General features: G+C 71.7%; 11 protein-coding genes. 7 read left to right on the plus strand and 4 right to left on the minus strand.

The features are described from left to right. The first annotated feature begins 79 nt into the window (after nt 1-79). The 4 genes from HNR73_RS28405 to HNR73_RS28420 all read left to right on the plus strand — a co-directional run bounded on the left by HNR73_RS28405 (nt 80) and on the right by HNR73_RS28420 (nt 5,798). Nucleotides 80-3,166: an AfsR/SARP family transcriptional regulator gene (locus HNR73_RS28405; RefSeq protein WP_184790727.1), complete on the plus strand. Its 3,087-nt coding sequence runs from the start codon at nt 80-82 to the stop codon at nt 3,164-3,166. A gap of 78 nt (nt 3,167-3,244) precedes the next feature. Beyond that, complete coding sequence (locus tag HNR73_RS28410; protein WP_184790728.1) at nt 3,245-3,847, plus strand: DUF4333 domain-containing protein; 603 nt, start codon at nt 3,245-3,247, stop codon at nt 3,845-3,847. Between the two features lie 233 nt (nt 3,848-4,080). Beyond that, the gene (locus HNR73_RS40950; RefSeq protein WP_184790729.1) at nt 4,081-5,013 is read left to right on the plus strand and encodes an RICIN domain-containing protein; all 933 of its coding nucleotides are present in this window, start codon (nt 4,081-4,083) and stop codon (nt 5,011-5,013) included. Between the two features lie 245 nt (nt 5,014-5,258). After that, nucleotides 5,259-5,798, plus strand: a complete 540-nt coding sequence (locus HNR73_RS28420; protein ID WP_184790730.1) for an EF-hand domain-containing protein — start codon at nt 5,259-5,261, stop codon at nt 5,796-5,798. A gap of 61 nt (nt 5,799-5,859) precedes the next feature. Here HNR73_RS28420 and HNR73_RS28425 read toward each other — a convergent pair whose 3' ends face one another. From HNR73_RS28425 to HNR73_RS28435, 3 genes are read right to left on the minus strand one after another with little or no spacing between them, the layout of a single operon-like run. Next, nucleotides 5,860-7,482, minus strand: coding sequence for an AMP-binding protein (locus HNR73_RS28425; protein ID WP_184790731.1), 1,623 nt, complete (start codon nt 7,480-7,482; stop codon nt 5,860-5,862). Next, complete coding sequence (locus tag HNR73_RS28430; protein ID WP_184790732.1) at nt 7,479-8,600, minus strand: cytochrome P450; 1,122 nt, start codon at nt 8,598-8,600, stop codon at nt 7,479-7,481. Before HNR73_RS28430 ends, HNR73_RS28425 begins: the two co-directional genes overlap by 4 nt. Continuing rightward, entirely contained in the window at nt 8,597-8,878 is a 282-nt protein-coding gene (locus tag HNR73_RS28435; RefSeq protein WP_184790733.1) for an acyl carrier protein, read from the minus strand. The genes HNR73_RS28430 and HNR73_RS28435 overlap by 4 nt, the downstream gene beginning before the upstream one ends. 75 nt (nt 8,879-8,953) lie before the next feature. Here HNR73_RS28435 and HNR73_RS28440 point away from each other — a divergent pair, with 75 nt between their 5' ends. Together HNR73_RS28440 and HNR73_RS28445 are read left to right on the plus strand one after the other, a co-directional pair. Then, nucleotides 8,954-9,682, plus strand: a complete 729-nt coding sequence (locus HNR73_RS28440; RefSeq protein WP_184790734.1) for an SDR family NAD(P)-dependent oxidoreductase — start codon at nt 8,954-8,956, stop codon at nt 9,680-9,682. Between the two features lie 66 nt (nt 9,683-9,748). Continuing rightward, nucleotides 9,749-10,813, plus strand: coding sequence for an NAD(P)/FAD-dependent oxidoreductase (locus HNR73_RS28445; RefSeq protein WP_184790735.1), 1,065 nt, complete (start codon nt 9,749-9,751; stop codon nt 10,811-10,813). Nucleotides 10,814-10,886: 73 nt separating this feature from the next. Here the strand turns inward: HNR73_RS28445 and HNR73_RS28450 are convergent, their stop codons facing one another. Further along, the gene (locus tag HNR73_RS28450) at nt 10,887-11,429 is read right to left on the minus strand and encodes a TetR/AcrR family transcriptional regulator (protein ID WP_203686619.1); all 543 of its coding nucleotides are present in this window, start codon (nt 11,427-11,429) and stop codon (nt 10,887-10,889) included. A 131-nt stretch (nt 11,430-11,560) separates the two neighbouring features. On the opposite strand from HNR73_RS28450, the gene HNR73_RS28455 reads away from it, so the two are divergent. Further along, nucleotides 11,561-12,226: a CatB-related O-acetyltransferase gene (locus HNR73_RS28455; protein WP_184790737.1), complete on the plus strand. Its 666-nt coding sequence runs from the start codon at nt 11,561-11,563 to the stop codon at nt 12,224-12,226. Nucleotides 12,227-12,234 lie beyond the last annotated feature (8 nt).

The following is a 12,234-nucleotide window of genomic DNA, read 5'->3' on the forward strand; positions in this document are numbered from 1 at the left end:
GCGCGTGACCGATACCACGAGCGGTGGGGCGGGTCCGGCGGCTCGTCACAGGCCCCGTCGCCGAACTAGGGTCGGGGCCATGGTGGCTTTCGGCGTACTCGGGTCGCTCGACGTACGCGTGGACGGCGAACCTGTCGTGATCGCGGGCCGCCACCACCCGAAACTGCTGGCGATGCTGCTCGTCGAGGCCAACCAGGTCGTCTCGGCCGAACGGCTGGCGGCGGGACTCTGGGACGACACTCCACCGGCGACCGCCGTCAGGCAGGTGCAGAACATCGCCGGGTCCCTCCGCCGCCTGCTCGGGGATCGCTTGCGCAAGGTCGGCGCGGGCTACCGGATCGACGTCGCCGTCGACGAACTCGACCTACTGCGCAGCCGGCGCGGCGCGTCCCTGGCCTCAGCGCACCAGGCCGCGGGCCGACTCGATGAGGCGGAGCGGGCGCTCGGCGACGCGCTCGCCGAGTGGCGCGGTCCGTCCCTGGCCGGACTCTCCGGCAGGACGCTCGACATGTCGGCGCAGCGACTCGACGACTACCGGCTCACGCTGACCGAGGAGCGCGTCGAACTCACCCTGAGACTCGGACGGCACGCCACGCTCGTCGGCGACCTGCGGCAACTGTGCCTCGCACACCCGCACCGTCAGCGCTTCGCCGAACAACTCATGACCGCCCTGTACCGCTCCGGCCGCGGCCCCGAGGCCCTCCGCGTCTACGCCGAGGTGCGGACCCGGCTCGCCGACGAGCTGGGCGTCGACCCCGGGAAACCCCTGCGCGACCTGCACACCGCCGTCCTACGTGAGGATCCCGGACTGGACCTCGGGACCGACGACGAGCCGCCCGCCGCGCCGGTGACGCTCCCGTCGGCGACGGCCGCCTTCACCGGGCGAGACCACGCCCTCGCGGCGCTCGACGAGGCGGCGGAGTCGCCGTCGAGTCCGCTCGTCGTCCTGACCGGTCCCGGCGGCGTCGGCAAGACGATGCTCGCCCTGCACTGGGCGCACCGCGCGCGCCCGTTCTCCGGTGGAAGGCTCTACCTCGACCTGCGCGGCTTCGCCCCGAACGCGTCCCCACTGGAACCGGCCGAAGCCGCCCGCCTCCTGCTCACGTCGCTGGACGTGGAGCCCGGGCGGATCCCGGCCGACTCCGAGGCCCGTATCGCGCTCTGCCGCGCCGTCATCGGCGCCGGACGGCGTCTGCTCGTCCTCGACAACGCCCGCGACGCTGCACAGGTCCGGCCGCTGCTGCCCGACTCCTCCCGGGTCCACACGGTCGTGATCAGCCGCGGTCGACTGGCCGGACTCGCCGCCTCCCACGGCGCCCGGATCATCGAAGTCGAGTCCTTCGACCGGACCGAGGCCGCCGCCCTCCTCACCCGGCAGCTCGGGGCGAAGCGGCTCGGGACCGAGCCGGGTTCGGTGGAACGGATCCTGACCGCCTGCGCGGGCCTGCCACTGGCCCTCGCGCTCATCGCGGCCCGAGCCGCGACGCGTCCCGGCCACCCGTTGAGCGTCATCGCCGACGAACTGGAGACCTCACGCCTCGACGCGCTCGCCGTCGACGACGCGTCGGTGGACCTCCGGTCGGTGTTCTCCTGGTCGTACCAGTCCCTCGACGCCGACGCGGCCCGCCTGTTTCGGCTGCTGGCCGTCGTCCCCGGTCCCGACTTCGACCTCGCCGGCGTCGCCCGTCTCCACGGCGGGTCCACCGCCGACGCCCGGCGCTCCCTCGGCCGGCTCGTCGAAGCGCACCTGGTCGAGCACGGCCCGCCCGGTCGCCACCGCCTCCACGACCTGATCCGCGACTACGCGGCCGAGCTTCCCGACGCCGGGAAACCCGCCGCCCTGGACCGGCTTCTCGACTGGTACCTCCACGCGACCGCCGCCTGCCGCGCTGTCCTCTACCCCGCGATGGTCGGTCTTCCCGTCGGAACCGACGAACGGTTCCAGCCCAACGCCGACGAGGCCGCGCGCTGGCTGAAGTCCGAGTGGGACGGTCTCATCGCCGCCATCGAGCACGCCGCCGAACACCGGCCGCCGGAGTTCGCCTGGCTCATGGCCGACATGCTGCGCGGGTACACCTGGCTGCACATGCTCGGCGACGACGGCGTGCGCATCAGCGAAGCCGCCCTCACGGCCGCCACCGGCGCCGGGGACCTCCTCGGCCTCGCCGCGGCGGAACTCGCCCTGGCCTGCGCCCTGATCCGCTCCAACCGGCTCGAAGAGGCGATCGGGCACGCGCGTGACGCCGCCGGTTTCGCGCGCCGGGCGGGCTGGCCCGCGGGTGCGGCATCGGCCGAGGGCAACACCGCGATCGCCTGCTATCACCGAGGCCGGATGCGCGACGGCCTTGAGCACGCCCATGCCGCGCTGCTCGCGTACCGAGAGATCGGCGAAGTCCGCGCCGAATGCACCAACCTGCACTGGCTGGGGCTCTTCCATTCCCTCGTCGGCGAACTCGACACGGGCATCGAGTACCTCGAACGGGCCCTGAAGATCGCGACGGAGGCGGGAAACGACCAGGTCGGGGCGGTCCTGCTGATCCAAATGACGGAGATCCAGCTCCACCGGGGACGCTTCGACCTGGCGGCGGCGCATCTAGACGAGGCGACCGAACTGGAGAGGCGCAGCGTCAGCATCGACAAGTCGCGCGACCTGCTGGGCGCGACGGCCAGGCTCCTGCTGGCCACCGGGCGCAATGCGGAGGGGCTGGAACACGCGAAGCGCGTGGTCGAAGAGCGAACCGATGCCGCCGACCACCGGAACAGGGCGGCGGCGATGGTCACGCTGGCGGCGGCCTACGACGCCGTGGGCGAGCACGGCGAGGCGGTCGCCTGCTACGACCGCGTCCTGGCCATGACCGAGCACGACAGCACCGTGTTCCATCGGGTCGAGGCGATGGTGGGACGATCGGGGGCGTTGTTCCACGGCGGTGATTCAGCACGGTCAAAGGAGCAGGCGGCGAGGGCGCTGCAGACCGCCGTGACCGGCGACTACCGTTTCCTGGAGGGGCAGGCGCTCAACCGGCTGGCCGAGATCGACCTCGCCGAAGGGCACCTCGCCGACGCCGCCGAGAAGGCGCGTCGAGCTCTGCGGATCTGCGAGGAGACCGGTCACCGTCCCGGCGAGACGGTGTCGCTGCGGCTCCTGGACCGCATCGCCCGTGCATGATCCGTGCACGAACCGTGCACACGTCCTTCAAGGTCGTCGCGAAGACTCCCCGACCGCGAAGGCAAGAAATTGCATCCGATGAAGCTCGTCGCCATTCCTCTGACATTCGCCGCCCTCGCACTCACCGCGTGCGGTACCGGACCCGCCAGCGCCTCCGGTGAAGCGGTGGCCGCGGCCGCCGCGGACTCCCTGGAGAAGCAGCTCGGACAGCGTCCGGAGATCGACTGCGGAACCGAGACGGTGACCCTGGAGGAAGGCAAGACGGTCGACTGCGTCCTGACCGACCCGGTGAGCGGCGCCCTGTACGACACCACCGTCACCATCACCGACGTCGACGGCGGCAAGTGGAAGGCCTCCGTCAAGGTCGCCGACGCTCCGCGTGGCGGTGGTCCCTCCTCCTCGGCGCCGCCCCCGAGTGAGTCCCCGGCACAGGAAACGCTGACGGTCCCGGCGAGCGAGGTCGCCGCCGCGGTGGTCGACGCCCTGGAAGCGAAGCTGGGCCAGCGTCCCGAGATCGACTGCGGCGAGGTCAACCTGGTACTGAGCGAGGGCCGGCCCGTGTACTGCACGCTGATCGACCGCGCCGCCGGCGAGGAGTACAAGGCGACCGTGTCCATCACCGGCATCGACGGTGCCAAGTGGACGTTCACCGTCCAGGTGGCGGCTGAACCGAACGCGTGACCACTCAGCCGACCGGCGAGCGGGGGCGCGTCGGCGGTCGACGGTTCGGCGATGACGTGGGGCGCGGGGGCCCGCGTTCCTCACGTCAATACAGCCGGGGTCGGTGCGCATCACGGCTGGTCGCGCGGTCGGGTGGACCTGTCCGATCGGCGGATCGCCGAGGGCACCCGGTGATAGCTTCGGTCCGGCGAATGCCCATCGAAGGGGAGCGAATGCGCATTTCACATGTGATCGTGACAGTCGCTGTGGCGGTGGCCCTGGCCGCTCTTCCATCGGGCCCGGCCGTGGCCGAGGAGGAGTCGGGGAAGCCGGCTCAGATCAGTCTTCGCCTGGCCGCCGATCCCGACCGGGTGCTGCGGGTACCGGCCGGGACCGGGCAGGGCGAGCCGTGGACGGTCGGGGACTGGACCGGTGGCGAGGACGAGCTGTGGGAGCCGCTGGGTGACAGCGGCAAGTTCAACTTCAAGTCGGTGAGCAACGGCCTGTGCAGCCACCGGCCCGTCGTCGACGGCGGCGACATCGGGGCGTGGGACTGCGCGAAGTCCGAGGGCTGGACCTTCGTCAAGAAGGGTGACGGCTACCAGATCGTCGACCAGCGCCGCGGTAGCTGCCTGGCCGCCGCCTCCGGCAGGGCCACCACCCTGCCGTGCAGCGCCGCCGGCTCCGAGGAGGACGTGTGGCTGCCGGTGTGGGAGCACCGCGCGGCCGAGCCCGGCTTCCCCGAGGCGATCACGCTGCGGCTGTACGTCGACACCGGGCAGGCCGCGGTCGTGTCGGGGAACAGTACGGCCAACGGCACCCAACTGATGCTGTGGCAGATCCAGGACATGCCCGTCTACCAGTGGAACCCGACCGCCTATCAAGCGCCCAACGGAACGAGGGTCTGGGGACTGGCCAACGTCAACAGTGGCCTGTGCGCCAACGTCGCTGGCGGCGGCGCGGTGGACGGCACCGCCATCATCCAGTGGCCGTGCGGAGGGCAGCAGAACGCGGTGTGGTGGTTCGCGGCCCAGGGCGCGGGGTACCAGGTCGGCGGCCTGGAGAGCGGCAAGTGCCTCAACGTCGCCGGCGGGGCGATCCCGGGGCAGCCTCTGGTCCTCTACACCTGCCAGCCCGGCGGCGCGGTCAACGACGTCTGGCTTCCCGTCTGGGAACCCAACGACTGACCGGGTGGTACGTCGTCGGCTCCGAGTACGACACCGTGACCTCGCCGACCGGCGGCGCCCACCCTCACACCCGAGGGAACGCACGCCCTTGTCTTCGCCGTGTCCACTGTGGACTTTCTCGGCCTTATGGATCCCCCCGGTGACCGCCCGGGAATCGAACGGGTGGAGACTCCATGTACTCTCACGATAAGTAATGCGATCGCTACATTCCGTGGTGGTCAACCATCGTGAAGAAAGGGCTCCCTGTGACCAGTGACCTGCTGAACCGCAAGCTCGGACGGCACTTCGATCTCATCGACACCAACGGCGACGGCAAGATCGACATGTCCGACTTCGAGCTGATCGTGACGCGGCTGGGCCAGGAGTTCGGCCAGGCGCCGGGCACCCCGAAGCACAGCGCGCTCCGTGACGCCTACGCGGCACTGTGGACGGGCATGCAGGGGAGCATGGACCTCGACGCCGACGGTGCCGTGAGCCGCGACGAGTACGTCCGCGGCCTGGAGACCAACGCCGCCGCGTCCTACCAGGCGTACCTCGCCCCGGTCGCCAGCGCGATCATCGGCCTGTGCGACACCGACAACGACGGCCGCATCAGCGGCGAGGAGCTGGCCGGCATCCACCGCGGCCTCGGCATGGCCGACAAGGACCACGCCGCCGCGATGCGCAACCTCGACCGCGACGGCAACGGCTACATCGACCAGACCGAGCTGACCGACGCCATCCGGGACTTCTTCTCCAGCGACGACCCGCAGGCCCGGGGCAACAGCCTCTTCGGCGCGATCTGAGCCACCGGCTCACCCGCTCCATCACGGCGGCCACCACGCTTTCGCGAGGTGGCCGCCGTTGTCATTCGCTCAGCCGCCGGCGCGCGAGATCGCGCTGCCACTTGCCGCTGGAAGTCGTGGGCAGCCAGCCGGGCCGGACCGCGTGGACGCGCACGGCCGCGAGCCCCAGGCGGTCGGCGACGGCGACGCGAAGTCCCGTCGTGACCGCGGCGTGGTCGGCCTTCGGCCGGAGCTCGGCCACGACCACGATGTGCTCGCTGTCGGCGTCGGCGAAGGCCACACACCGGCCACGATGGACGTCGGGCGAGGCCCGCACGAGATCCTCGACGTCCTCGGGGAAGTGGTTCTGGCCCCGGACGATGATCATCTCCTTGCGGCGGCCCGCGATGAACAGGTCGCCGTCGAGGCAGAAGCCCAGATCCCCGGTGCGAAGCCAGGAACCGTCGAAGGCGGCGGCCGTCGCGGCAGCGTCGTGCAGGTAACCGGAGGTGACGGCCGGACCGGCGATCTGGATCTCCCCGGCACGCCCTTGTGGACAGACGCTCCCGGCCTCGTCGAGCACCCGCACCCGCATGCCGGTCACCGGCCGCCCGACCCCGACGAGGGCCTTGGCACCCGCCTGTCCCGAAGGCACCTGGACGGCGAGGCCGTCGTCGGCGAGTGTGGCGCGGTCGACGTGCACGATGCGCGGCGCGGTCCCCGGCTCGGGGAAGGTCACCGCGAGGGTGGCCTCGGCCATCCCGTACACCGGGTACATGACCGAGCCCGACACACCGGCTCCGGCGAGGCTCTGCTGGAAGTCGGCGACGGTGTCGGCGCGCACCGGCTCGGCGCCGTTGTAGGCCAGCCGCCACCGCGACAGGTCGAGACCGCCCAAGGCGGCCGGAGTCGCCGCCGCGACGATCTTCCGGTAGGAGAAGTCGGGGCCGGTCATCAAGGTCCCACCGGTGTCCGACAGCAGGCGCAACGTGCCGGCGGGCCTGCGCATGAACGCCAACGGCGAGAGCACCTGGGCCTCACCGCCCGCGAGCAGGATCGACAGCAGGCCGAACAGGCCCAGGTCGTGGAAGTGCGGCGCCCAGGTGACCATCACGTCCCGCTCGGTGAACGCGCTGGTGGTCGTGATGGCGCGAAGCCCGGCCATGACCGCCGCGTGGGTGAGCATCACGCCTTTCGGCCGCCCGGTGCTCCCGGAGGTGAACTGGACGACGGCGAGGTCGTCAGCGCCGACCTCGGGCAGCGCGCCCGCTCCGGGCGCCTCCACGTCGGTGTCGAGCACGGTGAGCGAAGCGCAGCGGGAGGCCAGCGCGCGTGCGACGGCGACGTGATCGGGATGGGCGATGAGGAAACGCATCCGGGCCTGGCGGACGGCCGGTGCGAGCCGCTCGGCGGCCACCTCCGGGTCGGCGGAGTGCGGTGCCAGCATCGCGGCGGCCGCGCCCGCGCGGACCACGCCGAACAGTCCGAGAAGGACCTCCGGACACGTCGGCAGCAGCAGGCCGACGACCTCGCCCGCCCGCACCCCGGCGGCCAGCAGGCCGTGCGCCCATCGCGCCGAACCCGCATCGAAGTCGGCGGGGGTCAACGACTCGCGGGTTCCGGGGTAGACCGCCGATGCCCTGGGGCCGAGCCGTGCCGGGACTTCGGCGAGGGTCGCGCAGTCCAGCGCGTGCCCCTCTGTCACGGCAGCGGGTGGAATCGGGCCAGCAGCGGCGCGGCGGGGGAGACGGTGGAACCGTTGTGGGAGACGTCGCCGATGTACTCGCCCGGCGGAGCGGTCAGCCGGAAGCGCCGCAGGATCCCCGAGACGAACGTCGCGGCCTCCATCGTCCCGACGTGAAAACCGGCGCACACGCGCCGCCCAGCACTGAACGGCATGTGCGCGAACTTCTCCGGGGAGGACACGGCGTGCCGCTCGGGGCGGAACTCGCCGGGCTCGTCGTAGACGGCGGGGTCCCGGTGGGTGTCGGCGACGGCGAAGTAGACGCCGCTCCCGGCGGGGATCGCGGTGCCGTCGAAGGACAGGTCGGTGCGGGCGGTGCGGGGGAGCCAGGCCAGCGGCGGGTGCAGCCGGGTCGTCTCGATGAAGGCCGCCTCGAAGAGCGCCGGGTCGGCGCGGATCGCGTCCTGATGCCGTGGGTGCCTGGCGAGCAGCCACAGCATCCGTGCGGTCACGTAGCTGGTGGTCTCGAATCCCGCCAGGATCAAGATCGCGAGGTTCTGCGCGATCTCGTCGTCGGAGGGCGGATCGGGGAGGGCTTTCAAGCGCCGAACCGGTCCGTCGTTCCGGTCCATTCGGGTGACGGCCCCGCCTAGCAGTGTGCGGAGTTTGCGGCGGGCGCCGACGACCCTGCGCGCCACGCGGGCGCCGTCGGCGGTGTCCAGCGCGGCGCCCGGGTCCTGCAGCTGGGCGTACGCGGCGAGCAGTTCCATGGCGTCGTCGCCGCCGATCCCGGCGAAGATGGTGGCCGACACCTCGAACACGACGGGCTTGAGGAGGGCGTGCAGGTCGACGGGGTCGTCGGCCGGGACCGAACGCAGGGCGCGGTCGAGGGTGTCGCGTGCGACGGTCTCGTAGCCGCTCGTCGCGCGCTTGCTCAGCAGCGGCAGGAGCGCCCTGCGGTACTCGCGGTGCCGTGGTCCGTCCAGGTTGAGCACGCCTCGGCCGAAACGGTCGCCGAAGACCAGGTCCCAGCCGCCCGCGTGGGAGAGCCGCTCGTCGCCGGCCCGGAAGAAGTGCTCGGCCATCCCGCGCCCGCTCAGGATGAGCGTGCCGGGCGGATGGGAGTGCGCGACGCTCATGTCAGCGCCGCCTCGGCGACCATGATCCGGTCGGCGAGGTCGTTGACGGTGGCCAGGGTCATGAAGACACGCGGATCGACCTCGTCCTCGATCGCGAAGGCCTCCTCGACGGCCACCAGCAGCTCCATCCGGTCGACGGAGTCCAGACCCCAGTCGGCGGTGATGTGCTCGGTCCCGGTGACGGCGGCTTCGGCCAGTTCGGGCCGGATCCCGATGGCCGCGCGCATCAGTACGGCGCGAACGCGTTCGCGGGTCATGTCGTTCCGCAGGCTGCTCACGGCCCCTCCTCGCTTCCCGTCATGTCGCTCCACAATACTGACAGCCACTGTCTGACTACTTACCGCAGGGATGGCATGAAGCCGCTGAAGGGAAAGACGGCACTGGTCACGGGTGGTTCTCGTGGCATCGGCCGGGCGATCACCGAACGACTCACCGCCGACGGAGCACGGGTCGCGTTCGGATACCACCGGTCGAAGGACGAGGCCATGGCCGTCGCCGCCGCCACGGGAGCCCATCCGGTGCGCGCCGACCTGGCCGTGCACGGCGACGTCCTCGACCTCGTCGCACAAGCCGACGAGACCCTCGGCGGCCTCGACGCCCTGGTCAACAACGCCGGGATCTGGCTGCCGCACGGTCGTTTCGACGACGCCGACGAGGCGTCCTACGACGAGGTGATGGCGGTCAACGCCAAGAGCACCTTCTTCGCCATCCACCACGCCTCGGCGCGGATGCGCGACGGTGGCCGCGTGGTCAACCTGTCGTCGATCGCCACCGGGCGCCCGACACCGGGCAACGCCGTCTACGCGGCCAGCAAGGCCGCGGTGGAACAGTTCACCGCCATCGCCGCGCAGGAACTCGGCCCGCGCGGGATCACCGTCAACTGCGTGGCCCCCGGGGCGGTCGACACCGCCCTCCTGCGGCGGTCCCTGCCGCCGCAGCTGCTCGCCCGCACCGCCCGCAACACCTCCTTCGGCCGTCTCGGCGCCGGCGACGACATCGCCGGCATCGTCGCCTTCCTGCTCGGGCCCGACGCGGCCTGGATCACCGGGCAGACCATCACGGCGGCGGGCGGACTGCTCTAGCGGCGGGATGTCACAAGACCGGCGGGCGTCTCGTCTCGTGGTCGAAGACCACGAACAGGAGACGACATGAAGGTGGCAGTCATCGGCGCCGGTTACGCGGGCATGGTCGCCGCGAACCGGGTCGCCAAGAAGATCAAGGGCGCCGAGATCACGGTGATCAACCCGCGGCCGGACTTCGTCGAACGCGTGCGGCTGCACCAGCAGATCGCCGCCACGAAGCAGGTCGCGACGCCCTTGCGTGAGATCCTGCCCGGTCGCGTGCGCACGCTGGTGACCACGGTGGACACGATCGGCGACGGGGTCGTGCGGCTGGCCGGTGGGGAGTCGGCCGGCTTCGACTTCGCCTTCCTCGCCGTCGGGAGCACGGTTCGGCCGCTGCCGGGCACGCTCGCGGTGGGGGAGTGGGAGAGCGCCGAGCGGGCCCGGACGGTTCTGGCGGCGATGCCCGCCGATGGCGTCGTCACGGTGATCGGCGGCGGCCCGACCGGGATCGAGACGGCCTCCGAGATCGCCGCGGCCCGCCCCGACCTGGATGTCCGGCTCGTCGGAACCGCCGTCGCCGAGACCTTCACGGGACGCGCGCGGCAGCGGATCCTCGACGGACTGGAGCGCCTCGGCGTCGCGATCGTCAACGACGGCGTCGCCGCCGCCGAACCCGGGTCCGTGCGGTTGCGGTCGGGACAGGAGGAGCGATCCGACCTGACGCTGTGGGCGATCGTGAGCGGTGTGCCCGACCTCGCCGCACGCAGCGGCCTCGCCGTCGATGACAGTGGGCGCGTCATCGTCGACGACTTCCTGCGCAGCGTCACCGACCCGCGGATCTTCGCCGTCGGCGACTGCGCCGCCGTGCCGGGCTCCCGCTTCGCCTGCCAGTGCTCGGTCCCGCAGGGCGGTCACGCCGCCGACAACCTCGCCCGGATCGTCGCGGGCAAGTCGCCGGCACGGTTCTCCATGCGCTTCGTCGGCCGGGGCGTGAGCCTCGGCCGCAAGGACGCCGTCGTGCAGCTGACCCGCCGCGACGACACCCTCCGCGACGGATATCTCGCCGCCAAGGTCGCGGTCGCGGCCAAGGAGGCGGCGACGCGCGGCGCGAGCTTCGGGGCGCGAACGGGCTTCGGCGGGAGCTGGTGAGAAAGGGGAGCCCATCGCCCGGCCTCCCACGGGGGACTGGTCCTTTGTGGACTGGTCCCCGCCGTCACGCGCGTCAGGAGCCCTCGGTAAAGGCCCCCGCGACCGCGGCGAGCACCGCCGTCCTGGCCGCGTCGGCGGGCAGCGCGGGATCGAGCGGGGCCCGCAGCAGCACCAGATGGTGGTAGACCGGCGCGGTGGCCGTGACCAGGAGGCGGCGGGCACCGGTGCCCGGGGGGATCTCGGCGCGCCCGATCGCGCGCTCGACGATGACCTCACAGCGGACGTAGCGGTCCTCCCACAGGCGCCGCTGGGCGTCGGCGGCCGCCTCGGAGCGAAACGAGGCGGCGATGAGCGCCTCCATGATCGGCGGCCGCATGACCATGGCTGCCTGTATCTCCTCGTTGAGCGCCGCCAGGTCGCCGTGGAGGGATCCGGTGTCCGGCGGCTCCCAGTCGTCGTCTCCGGCGGCGTCGTAGACGTCGGCGAGCAGTCCGCCGACGTCGCCCCAGCGCCGGTAGACGGTGGTGCGGTGGACGCCGGCGCGCGCCGCCACCGTGTCGACGGTGAGGGAGTCGTAGCCGTGTTCGGCCAGCTCGGCACGCACGGCGTCGAGCACCTGGGCACGAATCCGTGCGGTGCGTCCACCCGGGCGTGCTGTGGGGTTCGTCATCGGCCATTCCGGTTGTTCGGCTGGTAGGGGCGTGGCACCATGCTAGTGCAACATCCGTCGCATTAATAGGAGTTCTGATGCCCGATCAGTCCCCTGCGGACCAGATCCCCGCGGATCCGACCGTGCTGCACCCGATGCCCGGGCAGCCGCGAGTGGTACTGCTCAAACCGCTGGTGACGTCGCCGCTGATCGAGGTCGGCGAGTACTCCTACTACGACGATCCCGACGACGCGACCGCGTTCGAGACCCGCAACGTCCTCTACCACTACGGCCCGGAGAAGCTGGTCATCGGCAAGTTCTGCGCCCTGGGCACCGGCGTGCGGTTCATCATGAACGGCGCCAACCATCGCATGGACGGCCCGTCGACCTTCCCCTTCCCGACGATGGGCGGCTCCTGGGCGGAGCACTTCGACCTGCTCACCGGCCTGCCGGGGCGCGGCGACACCGTCGTCGGCAACGACGTCTGGCTCGGCAACGGGGCCACGATCCTCGCGGGCGTGCGGATCGGCAACGGCGCGATCATCGGCACCGGCGCCGTGGTCACCAAGGACGTGCCCGACTACGGCATCGTCGCGGGAAACCCCGCCCGCCTGATCCGCACCCGCTACGACGCCGAGGACATCGCGCGGCTCCTGGCGGTCGCCTGGTGGGACTGGCCGGCCGAACACATCACCGCACACGTCCGCACGATCATGTCCGGCGGCGTCGCCGACCTCGAAGCCGCCGCACCCGGCCGGAACTGAGAAGGGAA

This window comes from Phytomonospora endophytica (assembly GCF_014202425.1).
Lineage (GTDB): Bacteria > Actinomycetota > Actinomycetes > Mycobacteriales > Micromonosporaceae > Phytomonospora > Phytomonospora endophytica.